Origin of the sequence: Rhodobacter capsulatus (genome assembly GCF_005144475.1) — a bacterium.
GTDB lineage: Bacteria > Pseudomonadota > Alphaproteobacteria > Rhodobacterales > Rhodobacteraceae > Rhodobacter > Rhodobacter capsulatus_C.
Window position 1 is genome coordinate 1 of the sequence record NZ_SWJZ01000080.1, and the last position, 16,186, is coordinate 16,186.

Below are 16,186 nucleotides of genomic sequence, written 5' to 3' on the forward strand. Positions count from 1 at the left end.
GACGCGCAGCTCGAAACCGTGATCTACGCGGGCGAGGCGCATTCTGCGCATCTCGCGGGATCGTGGATCGTCGATGAAACCGGCGACATGGTCTCGGCTGCGCCCGACGATGCCGCCGACGCCGTCCGCTTTCGTCGCGGCTTTTTCCTCGGCGACGGCACGGGTGCTGGCAAGGGCCGCCAGTCGGCCGGGATCCTGCTCGACAACTGGGCGCAGGGCCGCCGCAAGGCGCTCTGGATCTCGAAAAGCGACAAGCTTCTTGAGGATGCGCAACGCGACTGGTCGGCCCTTGGTCAGGAGCGGCTTCTGGTGACGCCGCTCTCGCGTTTCGCGCAGGGGCGCGACATCCCGCTGACCGAGGGTATTCTCTTCACCACCTATGCGACCCTGCGTTCTGAGGAACGCGGCGCGAAGAAATCCCGCGTCGATCAGATCGTCGACTGGCTGGGGGCGGATTTCGACGGGGTGATCCTCTTTGATGAGAGCCATGCGATGGCGAATGCCGCTGTCGCGAAGGGCGAGCGAGGTGATCAGGCCGCCTCGTTGCAGGGCAGGGCGGGTCTGCGCTTGCAGCATAGGCTGCCCAATGCCCGCGTGGTTTATGTCTCGGCGACCGGGGCCACGACGGTGCACAACCTTGCCTATGCGCAGCGCCTCGGGCTCTGGGGTGGGGACGACTTTCCTTTTGCCACTCGCGCCGAATTCGTCGAGGCGATCGAGGCCGGCGGTGTCGCGGCGATGGAGGTCCTCGCGCGCGATCTGCGCGCGCTCGGGCTCTACACTGCGCGCTCGCTTTCCTATGACGGCGTTGAATACGAGATGCTGGAACATGCGCTCACCCCCGAACAGCGCAGCATTTACGATGCCTATGCCGGGGCCTTCGCCATCATCCACAACAACCTCACCGCGGCCTTGGAAGCGGCGAACATCACCGGCGGGAGCGGCACGCTCAACCGTCAGGCCAAATCGGCTGCGCGGTCGGCCTTCGAGAGCGCCAAGCAGCGCTTCTTCGGTCATCTGCTCACCTCGATGAAACCCCCCACGCTGATCGGCGCGATCGAGGCCGATCTGGCCGCGGGCCATGCGGCGGTCGTCCAGATCGTCTCCACCGGCGAGGCGCTGATGGAACGTCGCCTGTCGGAGATCCCGACCGAAGATTGGAACGACATCCGCGTCGACATTACCCCGCGGGAATATGTGCTCGACTACCTCGCCCATTCCTTCCCGGTGCAGCTCTACGAGCCTTTCACCGACGGTGAGGGCAATGTCTCTTCCCGGCCCGTGATGCGCGACGGCCAGCCGGTCGAATGTCGCGAGGCCGCCCGCAGGCGCGATGCGCTGATCGAAAAGCTGGCATCGCTGCCGCCCGTGCCGGGGGCGCTCGACCAGATCGTGCAGCGCTTCGGCACCGATCTCGTGGCGGAGGTCACGGGCCGGTCGCGCCGGATCGTGCGCAAGGGCGAGGGGCACGCGGCGCGGCTCGTCGTCGAGGTCCGCGCCGGCTCCGCCAACCTCGCGGAAACCGCCGCCTTCATGGATGATCAAAAGCGCATCCTGATCTTCTCGGATGCGGGGGGCACCGGGCGCAGCTATCACGCCGATCTCGGCGCGAAGAACCAGCGTCTGCGGGTCCATTACCTTCTTGAACCCGGCTGGAAAGCAGATGCCGCCATCCAGGGTTTGGGCCGCACCAACCGCACCAATCAGGCGCAGCCGCCGCTCTTCCGACCGGTGGCCACCGATGTGAAGGCGGGGAAGCGGTTTTTGTCGACCATCGCGCGGCGTCTCGACACGCTCGGCGCGATCACGCGCGGTCAGCGTCAGACCGGCGGGCAGGGATTGTTCCGCCCCGAGGACAACCTCGAGAGCCCTTATGCCCGCGACGCGCTGCGTCAGCTTTACCGGCGCCTCTATCGCGGCGATGTGGCGGGTTGCTCGCTTGGCGACTTCGAGGATGCCACAGGCCTCAGCCTGACCGATGACAACGGGCTGAAGGACGACCTGCCGCCAATCACGACTTTTCTCAATCGTCTGCTCGCGCTGACGATCGACATGCAGGCCGTGTTGTTCTCGGCCTTCGAAGAGCTTCTCGATGCGCGGATCGAGGGGGCCATCGCCGCCGGGGTCTACGACCTCGGGCTCGAGACGCTGCGCGCCGAGAGCTTCCGCGTCACGGATGCCCGCGTCATCTACACCCATCCCGGTTCCGGCGCGGAAACCCAGCTTCTCACCATCGCAGAAAAGCGCCGCAACACGCCGACCGCGCTCGCGGATGCGCTCGATTGGCTCGACGACAGACAGGCACGCCTTCTGGTCAACAGTCGGTCGGGCCGGGCAGCGGTCGAGGTGCCCGCCACCAGCCTGATGCTGGATGATGGCACCATCGAGCCGCGCCTGCGGCTGATCCGTCCGACCGAGGCGGGCACGCTGCCTGCCAAGATGATGGAAGACACCCACTGGCTGGAAGCTGACCGTGCGGCCTTCACCGCCGCCTGGAGCGCGGAGCTGGCCGAAGTGCCAGAGTTCTCGGAAGCCACGCTCCACATCGTCGCGGGCCTGTTGCTACCGATCTGGAAGCAGCTCCCCCAGGACGAAACCCGCGTCTATCGGCTGCAGACCGATGACGGGCAGCGCCTCATTGGCCGCAGGGTTTCGCCGTCTTGGGTTGCGGCCACGCTGGCAGATGACGTGCCAAAGCTCACGGCGGCGCAAGTCCATGCCCTGGTTCTGGAGGGCAAAACCACCGTGCGCCTGGCCGAGGGGATGGAGTTGCACCGCTCCCGCGTCATGGGCGTCTACCGCATCGAGCTTTCGGGTTTTCCCGAGGCGCAGAAAGAGCGGCTCAAGGCCGATGGCTTCTTCTCGGAGATCATCAGCTGGAAGCTGCGGCTCTTCTGCCCGGTCGATGCCTGCGGCATCGCGGCGCTGGAGCGCCTGCTTGCACGCTTCCCCGTCCAAGCCCTAAATGCCCGGACGTGTTAACGAGTGTGCCTATGTCATTGGAAACCGAAGACCTTCTACGCGAACTCGCGCGGAGTGCGGAAAGCGTCTGTCGCCATTATCTTCCCGCCGGGCGGCGGGAAGGGTCCTACTGGATCGTGGGCGATCTGCAAAACAACCCTGGACGATCGCTCTTCGTGCGCTTGACCGGTCCCGCCTCCGGGCCCGGCGCCGCAGGTAAATTCATCGATGGCGCGACTGGCGAGCACGGCGATCTTCTCGACATCATCCGTGCGCGGACCGGGATCTCCCGCTTTCCCGATCTTCTGACCGAGGCGCGGGTGCATCTTGGCCGTCCGCAGCCGGTACTTCCGGACGTGCCAACGCCGAGGAAAGCCAAGGCCCCCGGCGGCACGCCAGCGGCGGCCGCGCGTCTCTTCGCAGCCTCGGTGCCAGTGCCGCGCACGCTTGCAGACACCTATCTCCGCTCCCGGGGTTTGACCCAAGGTGGCTTGACGAGCGCCCTGCGCTTCCACCCGAAGTGCTGGCATCGGGAAGAAGGCCAGACCCGGAGCATCCCCAGACCGGCGCTGATCGCTGCGGTCACCGATGGGGCAGGGGGCTTGCAGGGGGTGCATCGGACCTGGCTTGCGCCGGACGGCAAGGACAAGGCGGTTGTCAAAACGCAGCGGCGTGCCATGGGTCACCTTCTGGGCAATGCCGTCAGGCTCACCCCGCATGACGACATCCTCGTGGTCGGCGAGGGCATCGAGACCATGCTGTCCTTGCGCGAGGCGGCGCCGGGCCTTCCGGTCTGGGCCGCGCTCTCGTCCGGTCACCTCGGGGCCGTCCTGCTGCCCGAGGGGCTGCAGCGTCTCTACATCGCCATCGACCGCGATCCGGCCGGGCAGCGCGCGGCAGAGAGGTTGAGCGCCAGAGCCATCGAGGCCGGGATTGGTTTCCATGTGCTCGAGCCACGTCTTGGCGATTTCAACGATGATCTTCGGTCGTACGGCAAGGTGGCGCTGCGCGAACATCTGGCATGTCAGATCGGGCCGGAGGATCGGCGGCGCCTTTTTCCCTGAGCTGCATCGCGCATGGGCGGTCTGGGAGCGTGTGGCAGGGGGCATGCATCCCTGTCGCGGTTCTGGACCGTCGTCTTTGCCTCTTTCCGGGCTTTGCTCATCCACCCGTCCCCCGCACGGCCTTCAAGAGATGGGCAGGCGGCCGTCAAAGGCGACGCCCCTTCAAGGACGGGGGGCGACTGATTTCCGCCGGCGGCAGAGCCGCCTTTGCATCGCGAGACAAATCAGCCGCCCCCCGTCCTCCTCCACGGTGTTCCGGCCCCCGAGGGCGGGGGTGAAGGGGCGTCTCCAGTGACGGCATTTCGCTGCCCATGAAGGCCGCGCGGGATGACGCGCGGACGAGACAGGCCCGGAGGCAAGAAACCAATGACGCTCCACACCCACGACGATGCTTATGAACCCGCCCACACCGTTTCCCAGACCGCCCATGCGCTCGAAGAGCTGCAGCTCTATGGCTACCGCCCCTTCGACGAGCCCGATCCGCGCCCGATGCCCGATGCACAGCGCCTTGCGGTTGCCGTCGCCGACATCTTCGATGCCCTCGTCGCGACTCTCAAGGACACCCGCATGGAACCCGACCTCGAAGAGGTGCTCTGGGGCCAGGTCAACCTCTTCCACCGCGCCACTGCCCGGATCGAGCGTTCGCTTGACCAGAACGAGCAGGCGCAACGCCGCCTCCAGCGCGAGCAGGACGGCTCCGAGGTGAAATCGACCGAACTCGAGCGCCTGACGGCGGAAGGCCTTACCCTCATCGAGCGGCGCAACTGCATGGACATGATGCGCGATCACGCCGCCACGGAGTTCTCTCATCACACGGGATCGACCTGGCGCCCCCGCACCGGATCGATGGTGAACCGTCAACACATGACCGCCGCGTTGATCGACAGCTGCGATTTCCTCGCCGCCAAACGCCGCGCGGAAACCGAGGTGATGCTGCCCGCTGGCCCCAAGGTTGCCCTCACCGGCGGGACCGACTTCAACGATCACCGCCTGATCTGGGGCAAGCTCGATCAGGTCCGGACCAAGTATCCCGACATGGTGCTTCTGCACGGGGGAAGCTTGAAGGGCGCCGAACTCATCGCCGCCAAATGGGCCGAGACCCGGGGCGTCACGCAGGTTGCCTTCAAGCCTGACTGGACCAAGCACGCCAAGGCCGCTCCCTTCAAGCGCAACGACGCCATGCTGGATGTGCTGCCGGTGGGGGTGCTCGTCTTCCCGGGCAATGGCATCCAGGAAAACCTCGCCGACAAGGCCAAGAAGCTCGGCATCCCGGTCGTGAAGTTCGAGAAGGGGGCGTGAGCCCCCTTTTTCTTTTCGGGGAAATCGAGGTGGAAGCGCAGACTTCTACTTGATATTGTGAGGAGATCCTTATTCATTTACTAAATGTACCACAGTTCGATCCAGCTCGATGTCTTCCCGACCGATGTGCAGATGCGCCGGATCGATCCGGCGCGCAATATGCGTCGCTTCTATCGACTCAGCGTGCAGCGCGATCTGTTCGGTCGCGCCAGCCTTGTGCGCGAATGGGGTCGGATCGGCTTCCAAGGGCAGATGATGGTCGAGACCCACCCTGATGAAGGCAAGGCTATCACCGCGTTGATGAAGTTGGCAGCGGTGAAGAAGCGACGGGGCTACGTCGACTTACAGCGGAGTCTAATTTGACCGCTGCTTGTCCTCTCGAGATAGATCCGCGGCCATTTGATCCTTGTCCCATCTGTGTGATGAAATGGGAATACCCAGAAACTGCCCACTAACGAGACCGTCAGGTCGGAAGGATCAGTTGGCTCCAGAGCGCCCCTTCTGCGAAAGCTAGTTGACAAAGGGATAGACCGATGTGGTTGACAGGTTTGATGGGTATAGTTTATATATCCATCATCAAACGATTCCTGTGGGTGTGCACTTCCACCTGCTCAACGAGGACCTGCCATGCGCTGGGGTGTCGAAAAACGGTTGGAGTTCATTGAATTTCGCCTCTTCTGGGAGGGTGGAATTAATCGTGCCGACATCGTGGAGCAGTTCGGAGTTTCAGTGCCCCAGGCATCCAAGGATCTGACGCACTACGATGAGAAGGCACCTGGGAACCTGATCTACGACAGGAGCGCAAAACGCTACAAAGCGGCAGACGATTTCAAGCCTGTTTTCATGCAGCCCAATGCATCCACGTACCTCGCCCATCTGAGCGAGACCAACGGAGGAGCGTCTGGTGTAACCGAAGCCTGGCTTGCATCGGCGCCCGGGCATGATGCCCTGCCTATTCCACACCGGCGCGTGGAGGCCGACGTCCTTCGCGATGTCCTCAAGGCAGTTAGAGAAGGCCATTCCATCGAGGTCTTCTACCAGTCGATGAGCGCCCAGAAGCCCACCCCCGAGTGGAGGCGGATTTCTCCCCACGCTTTCGGCAACGACGGACTGCGCTGGCATATCCGTGCCTTCTGTCACATCGATCACAAGTTCAAGGACTTCATCCTCTCGCGATGCATGAAGACCCGAAAGCATGGACTGTCCGGCGCGTCCGCGAATGACGACAAGCTTTGGCATGATCGCTTTGCGGTGGCGCTCGCGCCGAATCCAGCCCTGAGCGAGAACCAGCGATCGATCATCGCCCAAGATTATGAAATGACGAACGGGCGCACCGAAGTCATGGTTCGAAAGGCGCTGCTCTACTACTTCCTGAAGCGTCTCCGTCTGGATGTTGCAGACAAACTGGACAACCCCCACGAAGTCCCGGTCGTGGTCGCCAACCGAGCTGCCTTTGACGCCGCGCTCGCGGAGGCAACGGCATGAAGTCTGTCAATTTCGAAATCCTTCGCGACGGCTGGCCTGAGCTTGCAGGTCTTGGTGCCTTTGCAGAAGCCTATGCTCACGCTGATCCTGCAAGCGCACTCGTCAAGCTTCGGCTCTTCGCAGAAAATCTGACGAAGGATATCTACCGTGAGCTCCGGCTGCCAAAGCCTGACTTGCCCACATTCGTTGATCTCTTGAAGAACGACGCCTTCATCGCAATCACGCCGAAGGTTGTGCTCGACAAGCTCCACGCGTTGCGGATGCACGGCAACAAAGCTGCGCATGGCGAACCAGTCAGGAGCCAACACGCGCTGTGGCTGCTCAAAGAGGCACACGATCTCGCTCGCTGGATGTGCGTCCGGTACGGGAAAGCGAAAGCAGACCAGCTTCCCGCCTTCCAGCAGCCGACCATTCTAGGTCAGGTTGAGGAGCGGGAACGGCGCCAGGTTCTCGAAAAACTGGCGGCGCAGGACGCGCAGATGGATTCGCTGCTTTCGGAACTCGAAGAAGCGCGCTCGAAGGCAACCGCCGCCCAGAAGGAAGCGGCTGAGCTCAAGCATCTAGCAAGCTCGGCACAGGCAGCGGCCGATGAACTTCAGTTCAGCGAGGCAGAAACCCGAACGCGCCTCATCGATAGCATGTTGGTGAGCGTTGGCTGGGATATCGCAGAAGGCGCCAAGAACACGACTCAAGTGGGCAAGGAAGTCGAGGTCGACGGACAGCCTACGGCTACGGGCATCGGGTACGCCGATTACGTGCTGTGGGATGACAACGGGAACCCGCTGGCCGTTATCGAGGCGAAGAAGACCTCAACCGATGCCGAGCTTGGCCGGCATCAAGCCAAACTCTATGCCAATAGCCTCGAAAAGCGGTATGGGCACCGCCCGATCATCTTCTACACGAACGGCTTTGACATCTGGATTTGGGACGACGCGCAGGACTTTCCTCCGCGGAAGCTCTATGGCTTCTACTCCAAGGACAGCCTTCAGCATCTGGCCAACTACCAACGCCACAACAAACAGCCCCTCGACACAGTCGCGATCAGCGATCAGATCGTGGATCGGCTGTACCAGCTGGAAGCGATCAAAAGGGTTTCTGAGCGGTTTTCGCAGAAGCATCGTCGGGCGCTGGTGGTTCAGGCCACTGGTACAGGCAAGACACGCGTTGCGATCGCGCTGACAGACCTTCTGATCAGAGCCGGTTGGGTCAAACGGGTTCTCTTCCTCTGTGATCGCAAGGAACTCCGGAAGCAGGCCAAGAACGCCTTCAATGACTTCCTTTCGGAGCCCACGCGGATCATCACATCGCGCGTTAGGACGAACGCCAGTGAGCGCGTCTTCCTTGCGACCTATCCCGCGATGCAAAAGGTCTTCCAGTCTTTTGACCCTGGCTTCTTCGACCTCATCATCGCGGATGAATCTCATCGAAGCATCTACAACGTCTACGGAGACATCTTTCACTATTTCGACTGTCACCAAGTGGGGCTTACCGCGACGCCGGTTGACTTCGTTACGAGGAGCACCTTCCGCCTCTTTGGGTGCGAAGGGCAACTTCCCACGTCGAATTACGATCTCGAACAGGCGGTTCAGGAAGGCTACCTGACCCCATTCGAGGTCTATGAACACACGACGCAGTTTCTCCGCGACGGCATCACCCTCGATGGCCTATCGCCCCAGCAGATCCAAGAGCTCGAAGATCAGGGGGAGGACCCGGCGCAGTATGATTTCTCCTCGGAGCAGATCGACAAGGTCATCTATAACAAGGACACCAACCGCGCGATCCTCCGAAACCTGATGGAAAACGGGATCAAGGATGCGACCGCACAAATCCTAGGAAAGAGCATCATATTTGCACGGAACCATCAGCATGCGATGCTGATGCGTCAGCTCTTCGATGAAATGTATCCGCAATACGCCGGCAAGTTCTGCCAGGTGATCGACAACTACGATCCGCGTGCCGAGCAGTTGATCGACGATTTCAAGGGCGAAGGTACCAACAACGATCTGACCATAGCGATCTCGGTCGACATGCTCGATACCGGGATCGACATTCCGGAGATCGTGAACCTGGTTTTCGCGCGGCCCGTCAAATCGCCAGTGAAGTTCTGGCAAATGATTGGCCGAGGCACGCGTCTCTGTCCGGACCTCTTCGGCCTCGACCAGCACAAGAGCGTGTTTCGCATCTTTGACCACTGGGGCAATTTTGCCCGCTTCGAAATGGGCTATCGCCCTGCCGAACCTACTCAGGGAAAGCCGCTTGCTCAGCAGGTCTTCGAAGAGCGGTTGAATGTTGCCGAGATCGCCCTTCAGAAAAGCGAAATCGGGGCCTTCGACGCTGTGATCGACCTCGTGGCACAGGATATCAATGCACTGCCGGAAGAATCCATCGCCATTCGGGAGAAATGGAAGGAGAAGCGCGCGCTATCTCGTCCCGAGGTATTGAAGGCGTTCGCCCCCGCGACTGTCGCGAGACTTCGCCAGGAGATCGCACCTCTGATGCAGTGGCGAAACATCCGTGGATTCAGCGACGCCCTTGCGCTCGATCTTCTCTTAGCGCGGATGCAAATCGCAGTGCTTCGTGGCTCGGGCGAGATGGCCGATCTGAAAATCGAGCTCCTCGACCGGCTGGCATCTCTGCAGATGCACCTGAACCCCGTGCGCGAGAAGGCGGAAGTCATCAAACGCGTAAAGTCGGGTGCTTTCTGGACAGATGTAGCTGTCGCCGATCTGGAATACGTACGCATTCAGCTGCGCGAAATCATGCATTACCGTGCCAAGGGCGGGTCGCCGGGCCTTCCTCCGAAGGTGGTCGATATCACCGAGGATGCCGGGCAGATGCAGTTTGTCCGGCGTTCGTCCAGCCTGACATCCGTCGACATGAAGGCCTATCAGCAGATCGTTGAAGCGGAGCTCAAGAAGCACTTCGAGACCAATCCGGTCCTCAAAAAAATCCGTGCCGGAGAGGCCGTGTCCGACCGCGAAATCGACTCGCTCGTGTCGCTTGTTCTGATTCAGCACCCGGACGTGCGGCGGGAACACCTTGAGGAGTTCTTCAGCGAAACCGCTGGTCCACTCTATCTCGCGATCCGGATGATCGTGGGCATGGACCCCGAGGCCGTGCGAGACAAGTTCACCACCTTCGTCCATAAGCATCCGAAGCTGAGCGCGAAGCAGACACGCTTCCTCGCGCTACTGCAAAACCACATCGCGCGCTACGGCACGATCGAGGTCGAGCGGCTCTACGACGACCCCTTCACCGTGGTCGACGCCGACGGACCGGACGGGGTCTTCGAGGACGAGGCCGACCTCACCGATCTCATCAATATAGTGCGCTCCTTCGGCCCCACGGTCGATGAGCGCCCAGACGACAACCCGAACGAGAGGAAATGATAAATGGTCACGGGTGAGCTCAAGCGGCGCGTCGACGCGCTCTGGACGGAATTCTGGCAGGGCGGGATCACCAACCCGCTGACGGTGATCGAGCAGATCACGTTCCTGATGTACGCGCGCCTCCTCGACATCAACGAGGCGCGGGATGAGAACCGCCAGAAGCGGACAGGCAAGTCGTTCCAACGCCGCTTCAAGGAGGATGAGCAGCACCTGCGCTGGGGACAGTTCCGGCACCTGGGATCAGAACAGATGCTGCCCCTCGTGCGGGACAAGGTGTTTCCGCATTTCCGTTCCACCGTGGCCAGCGGCACGGCCTTCGCCGAGTTCATGAAGGACGCGCAGCTGATGATCCATAAGCCTGGACTTCTGGTGAAGGCCGTCAACATGATCCACGAACTGCCACTGACAGAGGGCGACACCAAGGGTGATCTCTACGAGTATCTGCTCAGCAAGCTGACGACGGCCGGCATCAACGGGCAATTCCGCACGCCGCGGCACATCATTCGATTGATGGTCGACATGCTGGAACCCAAACCGACCGACGTGATCGGCGATCCCGCCTGCGGCACCGGCGGCTTCCTCGTCAGCGTGATGGAATATCTGCTAGAGACCTACACCTCGCCTGAGGCGGTGATCGAGGAGAAGGATCCCGAGACCGGCGCGGTCGAGAAGATCTTCACCGGCGACCTGCTCGAAGAGCACCGCGACCATATCCGCAGCAGCATGTTCCACGGCTTCGACTTCGACGCCACCATGCTGCGGATCGCGGCGATGAACCTGATGCTGCACGGGGTCGACGATCCCGACATCCACTATCAGGATACGCTCAGCACCGGCTTCACCGAGAAGTTTCCGAGGCAGGCGAGCGAAGGGTTCGACGTCATCCTAGCCAACCCGCCCTTCAAGGGCAGCCTCGATTTCGAGGACGTGCACTCGGGCCTTCTGCGCCAGGTCAAGACGAAGAAGACTGAACTGCTCTTCCTCGCGCTCATCCTGCGCATGCTTAACACCGGCGGCCGGTCGGCGACTATCGTGCCCGATGGCGTGCTGTTCGGGTCCTCCGGCGCCCACCGTCAGCTGCGTCAGCTCCTGGTCGACAACAACCAGCTGGAAGCCGTGATCTCGCTGCCCAGCGGGGTGTTCCGGCCATACGCGGGCGTGTCCACTGGGATCCTCGTTTTCACCAAAGGCGGACGGACCGACAACGTCTTCTTCTACGACGTCGAGGCCGATGGTCTCTCGCTCGACGACAAGCGGGAGCCTGCTGCCGAGAACGATCTGCCCGACTGCCTTGCCCGCTGGCGCTCCCGGGATCCGAAAAGGGACATAGACCGGGCATCGAAGGCTTTCTTCGTGTCTGCCGCGGAGATCAAGGAAGCCGGCTATGACCTTTCACTCAGCCGGTACAAGGAACGCGTCTACGAGGAGGAGGACTACGACCCGCCCCATATGATCCTTGGCCGGATGATTGCGCTCAACGAAGAAATTTCGGGTGATCTCGCCGAGCTCGAGGAGATGCTCGGATGATCGAAACATGCTCCTTGGGAAGCGTCGTAGACGTTTCTGCAGGTCAACCCGCGCCAAAGCCGAATGAATTTGGAGAAGACGGCTTGCCGTTCATTCGGGCTGGCAGCCTCGAAAAGTTGTTGAATGGTGGCAGCCTTGCTGATTGTGAGCGAATTCCCCCATCAACTGCTGCGCGGAAACGGTTTCGCGTTTATCCGAAGGATACAATTGTATTCGCCAAGAGCGGCATGTCGGCGACACTTGGCCGAGTCTATAGGCTTCCTGAGCCCGCGCACGTCGTGAGCCATCTCGCGGCACTTGTGCCTACAGGAAAATGCAACCCGGCTTTCCTCACCTACTGGCTGCGAAAGAACCCACCCTCACACCTCATCAAGGACCCCGCTTATCCATCCATCCGAGTGGGTGACATCGGTGACGTAGAAATTCCCTCTATCCCGATGGAGGAACAGCAGCGCATCGCCGGGATTCTTGATAAGTCCGAAGAAATTCGGCGAAAGCGCGAGCGCTTGATCTATGAGACCCAAGACTTCGTCAGGTCTGCCTATTTGCATACCGTCGGGCATCTAAACCCGAACCACGGCGACTGGGAACCACTCACGATCGAGGCGCTCGCCGAAGATCGGAAGGGCGCGATCCGCTCGGGACCCTTTGGCAGTGCGCTACGCCACGGCGAATTCGTGGATGAGGGCATCGCGGTCCTCGGCATAGACAACGCGGTGCAGAACAAGTTCACCTGGGCCGAACGGCGCTTCATCACGCCGTTCAAGTACGAGGAGCTGCGTCGCTACAAGGTCTTCCCGGGCGACGTGATCATCACGATCATGGGCACGACCGGCCGCTCCGCTGTTGTGCCGGACGACATCCCCGAAGCCATCACGACCAAGCATCTCGCAACGATCACCTGCAACAAGGAACTCATCCACCCGGAGGTGCTCTCCTTAGCGATCCATTCCGATCCGCTGATCATTCGTCAGATAAAGTCTTTCAACAAGGGCGCGATCATGGACGGCTTGAACCTCGGAATCATCCGAAAGCTCGAGATCAACCTGCCTCCGATGGAGGAACAGCTTCGATTCGTCCGAATGCTGCACAAGGCCCGAGCTATCGAGGCGCGTTCACAGACGCCAGATGGATCTGGTGAGGACCTTTTTCGATCCCTTTCACAGCGCGCTTTCCGCGGCGAGCTTTGAGGTACCGCTATGCGCTTGACTCGGATAGAAATTGAGAACTTCAAAGGCATCGGCTTGCGGCAAAGGATCGACCTGCGGCCGATCACGCTGCTCTTCGGCCCAAACAGTGCTGGCAAGAGCACGATCCTGCAGGCGCTGCATTACCTGCGAGAAGTGATTGAGCGCAACAACCCTGACCCGGACCAAACGATCGCTGGGGGCCTCACCGACCTTGGCGGCTTTGCGAACCTTGTCCATGGACATGAGATGGACCGGTCCATTAATATCAAGGTTCATCTAGATATCGGGGACGATCAGGGCAGCGTTCGCCTGCCGCTCAACTCTGGCGGCAACCTGCAAGACCCGCAGTTCACAAACCTGCCGGTGCAGTACATCACCGGAGAAAACACCGAGCTGAGAACCTACGCCGCCGTGCAGGAGGTGGGTATTGGCATCGATGTGGCTTGGAGCGATCTCATCCAAGGCCCTTATGTCGCGAAGATGTCGATCGAACACAACGGCGACGGGCTGGCCACTCTCCGATATTCGCCTCAAGAAGGCCAAGCAGAGCTGATCGACATCAACTGGCAACACCCGATGCTTGAAAAGCTGGTCGATCCAGATGACGAGCCGGAAGACTGGGATGAGGAAGGTTTGCCGACCGCGCTCGGTTATGACCCAGAGGCCGAAAAGGGCGACCCGTTCAAGTCACCGCTCGGGAACGAGCTCTATGAGCTTTCCCGCCAGATCGTGGCAGATGCGCAGATCAATGACCGCGTTCGGTTTCGGGTCAAGGTAGAAACCGAACGCGGGGCGTTACCCGATCTGGACCGCCCGCTTGCGCTCGATCTGGTTGAGATCGACAAGAACCTGATCCGGATGCGCTATGCGCGCGGCGCCTCCATTCCGCGCCTGTCGGACAGCGACGAATTGCGCGCCGCCGACAAATTGGACCTGGAGACATATCGCCGAGCTGGCCTGAGTACGCTTCTGGACGAGATGGTTCTCGGCCCTGTCCGGATCCTGCGCGACTATCTCAAGTCACTTACGTACATCGGGCCGCTCCGCGACATACCTAGCCGTGGCTACCGGCCACGCCTTTCGCCCGACGAGTCCCGATGGGCTCAGGGCCTGGCAGCCTGGGACGTGCTGCACACCCAGACCACGGAGCACCTGCTTGAGAATGTGAATGACTGGCTCTCCTCCGATCTGAAACTGAGGACCGGCTACCAGCTGCAGCAAACGGTCTTCAAGCAGGTCCCCAACACCAGCCGGTTCCACCAACTATTCCAGCGCGGCATCGATGAAGATGACCTTGGCGACCTGCAGGAGCTCTACGCTTCATTGAAGACTGTCAAGGAGTTCCAGTTGCTCGATCTGAACAAAGGGGTGCTGGTTGCCCCAAGCGACGTTGGCGTGGGCATTTCTCAGATGGTGCCTGTCGTTGTCGCGTGTTTGATGGATCCTGACGGCCTGATCGCGATCGAGCAGCCCGAGCTTCATATTCACCCGGCCATCCAGGTCGGACTTGGTGATCTCTTCATCGAAGCGACGCAAGGCCCACAGCCGGCAGTTGGTCCCGAGCGCAGCCTTTTGATCGAGACGCACAGCGAGCACATAATGTTGCGGTTGCTGCGTCGCGTGAGAGAGCAGACGGAGAACGAGATACCGCCAGGCGTTCTCGGTCTCACGGCCGACGATTTGTCCGTTGTCTATGTGGAGAATTCGGCTGATGGGGTCCGCTTCCGTCCACTCCGGGTGAGTCCCGACGGTGATTTTGCAGACCGATGGCCAAATGGCTTCTTTGCGGAACGAGCCGAGGAACTGTTCTGATGTTGTCGGAATACGCGGTCGATCCAGCAGCCATCGGTGCGGACTGGCGAACCTTCAAGGACCTGATCGACCGCTTCGGCGCCGACAAGGGCCGGCTGATTTCACGACTGCCGACAAAGTGGGAGAAGAAGGTCATCCAAGCAGCAAAACAGGCTGGCGTGCCCGATATTCGCGTGTCCAGCATCATCGAACGGTTGGCCCACTCGAAGCACAAGGTGGTCGATTTCAATCGCGCCTATGACCACGAGGCAGATTGGATCGGCAACGCCCTACGCGAACACGGCACCCGACCCTTCAGAGCGATCATATGCGATGCCGGAAATGCTGCTTGCGCTGAAGCGATGGAGCCCGACGATTGCTCTGACGCGCACCCGCTGTTTAGAGCAACAACCAGCTGTGACGTGACCAGGACCGCTGACCAGATTGCCGATGCCCTGCATACACTGACTGCGGTATCCAAGGAGATCGATATCGTTGATCCGTATTTCGACCTCCGCCCCGCGAAGGGTAATTATCTTGCCACGCTGGCCTCACTGCTTGCGCGGCTTGCGGGGGCTCCGGATCAGACGAAAGCCATTAAAATTCACTTCCGTGATCACGATACTCGCCCACCGGCAGAGATACTTGCCCGAGACGGATCGGCCCAGATCAAAGGATTGCTGCCTCCTGGCTATCGCATCGAATTTTACGCTTGGTCGGAAAAACTAGGCGGCGAGGACTTCCATGATCGGTACGTTCTGACGGAACTTGGAGGGATCATGATCGGGGCGGGCCTGTCCGCAGATGGCTCAGCGGAGTCAGCTGCTTTCACTTTACTGAACTTCGAGCACGCTCAGGGGCTTCGCAGCAGATTTTCAGACGGATCAACGATATACTCTCGTGTTGGATTGGCTGTGCGCATCCGAGACGATGGAGGTACTGAGCTGTTTTAGAGGACCGCACCATTTGAGAGTGTCCGGTCACCACGCCCAGTGACCTGAGAAACTCCATCCCTGTCATTCAACAGAAACGGACTCGCAGAACCGGAAAATCACAGGAAGGTGGGGGCTGAACACCGTTTACCGCCAGCTTGTGGCCATTCTAGGTGCTCGCCTCGAAGCTTTGGTCTCGCCGACGACCGACCGTTTCACACCATCTTTACAATCCGCATTACATAACATCTATTACGGGCGCCGTGACTTGTTGATCGTAGCCCTCCCGGAAGCCCGCCTCCAACTCTGGCCTCCTTCGTCAAGTTGCAGATGCTCGGCAGCGACTGAAAGCATCATGGGCGTTGTTCCCCGGTCGTCAAAAAGCGAGGCATCGTCCTCCCGCGCAGCCGTCACATCCTTGCGGATCATCTCCGCCGTTTTCGGTCCTTTTGGCGGTGCGCCCTGTCCTCCACCTTCTCCCCTTCCCGGGTGCTTTTCCCGCCACCGGCCGCCCGGTCTCCGGTCTTGCGGTGCCATTCCGGTCCATG

10 protein-coding genes are annotated in these 16,186 nt (G+C 60.8%); all 10 read left to right on the top strand.

The annotated features are described in order from the left end of the window. On the top strand, positions 1-2,982 hold a 2,982-nt coding region (locus FBT96_RS16165; protein ID WP_136908419.1), incomplete at its 5' end, for a strawberry notch family protein. 11 nt (positions 2,983-2,993) lie between these two features. After that, a complete protein-coding gene (locus tag FBT96_RS21720; RefSeq protein ID WP_136908421.1) occupies positions 2,994-4,025 on the top strand; it encodes a DUF7146 domain-containing protein in 1,032 nt (343 codons plus the stop codon). A gap of 366 nt (positions 4,026-4,391) precedes the next feature. Next, complete coding sequence (locus tag FBT96_RS16175; RefSeq protein ID WP_136908423.1) at positions 4,392-5,324, top strand: DUF2493 domain-containing protein; 933 nt, start codon at positions 4,392-4,394, stop codon at positions 5,322-5,324. 84 nt (positions 5,325-5,408) lie between these two features. Then, positions 5,409-5,687 (top strand): WGR domain-containing protein, encoded by a 279-nt coding sequence (locus FBT96_RS16180; protein ID WP_136908425.1) that lies wholly within the window; start codon positions 5,409-5,411, stop codon positions 5,685-5,687. 264 nt (positions 5,688-5,951) lie between these two features. After that, a complete protein-coding gene (locus FBT96_RS16185; RefSeq protein ID WP_136908427.1) occupies positions 5,952-6,809 on the top strand; it encodes a WYL domain-containing protein in 858 nt (285 codons plus the stop codon). Beyond that, positions 6,806-10,198, top strand: a complete 3,393-nt coding sequence (locus FBT96_RS16190; RefSeq protein ID WP_136908429.1) for a DEAD/DEAH box helicase family protein — start codon at positions 6,806-6,808, stop codon at positions 10,196-10,198. Before FBT96_RS16185 ends, FBT96_RS16190 begins: the two co-directional genes overlap by 4 nt. A 3-nt stretch (positions 10,199-10,201) precedes the next feature. Then, entirely contained in the window at positions 10,202-11,725 is a 1,524-nt protein-coding gene (locus FBT96_RS16195) for a type I restriction-modification system subunit M (RefSeq protein WP_136908431.1), read from the top strand. Then, on the top strand, positions 11,722-12,915 hold the full coding sequence (locus FBT96_RS16200) for a restriction endonuclease subunit S (RefSeq protein ID WP_136908433.1): 1,194 nt from the start codon (positions 11,722-11,724) through the stop codon (positions 12,913-12,915). The genes FBT96_RS16195 and FBT96_RS16200 overlap by 4 nt, the downstream gene beginning before the upstream one ends. 9 nt (positions 12,916-12,924) lie before the next feature. Continuing rightward, on the top strand, positions 12,925-14,727 hold the full coding sequence (locus tag FBT96_RS16205) for an AAA family ATPase (RefSeq protein ID WP_136908435.1): 1,803 nt from the start codon (positions 12,925-12,927) through the stop codon (positions 14,725-14,727). Then, the gene (locus FBT96_RS16210) at positions 14,727-15,659 is read left to right on the top strand and encodes a hypothetical protein (protein WP_136908437.1); all 933 of its coding nucleotides are present in this window, start codon (positions 14,727-14,729) and stop codon (positions 15,657-15,659) included. Before FBT96_RS16205 ends, FBT96_RS16210 begins: the two co-directional genes overlap by 1 nt. The last annotated feature ends 527 nt before the right edge of the window (positions 15,660-16,186 follow it).

Excerpts from the sequence above, each read along its gene's own strand:
- FBT96_RS21720 (WP_136908421.1), top strand. The coding sequence starts at position 2,994 with ATGTCATTGGAAACCGAAGACCTTCTACGCGAACTCGCGCGGAGTGCG.
- FBT96_RS16175 (WP_136908423.1), top strand. The coding sequence starts at position 4,392 with ATGACGCTCCACACCCACGACGATGCTTATGAACCCGCCCACACCGTT.
- FBT96_RS16180 (WP_136908425.1), top strand. The coding sequence starts at position 5,409 with ATGTACCACAGTTCGATCCAGCTCGATGTCTTCCCGACCGATGTGCAG.
- FBT96_RS16185 (WP_136908427.1), top strand. The coding sequence starts at position 5,952 with ATGCGCTGGGGTGTCGAAAAACGGTTGGAGTTCATTGAATTTCGCCTC.
- FBT96_RS16190 (WP_136908429.1), top strand. The coding sequence starts at position 6,806 with ATGAAGTCTGTCAATTTCGAAATCCTTCGCGACGGCTGGCCTGAGCTT.
- FBT96_RS16195 (WP_136908431.1), top strand. The coding sequence starts at position 10,202 with ATGGTCACGGGTGAGCTCAAGCGGCGCGTCGACGCGCTCTGGACGGAA.
- FBT96_RS16200 (WP_136908433.1), top strand. The coding sequence starts at position 11,722 with ATGATCGAAACATGCTCCTTGGGAAGCGTCGTAGACGTTTCTGCAGGT.
- FBT96_RS16205 (WP_136908435.1), top strand. The coding sequence starts at position 12,925 with ATGCGCTTGACTCGGATAGAAATTGAGAACTTCAAAGGCATCGGCTTG.
- FBT96_RS16210 (WP_136908437.1), top strand. The coding sequence starts at position 14,727 with ATGTTGTCGGAATACGCGGTCGATCCAGCAGCCATCGGTGCGGACTGG.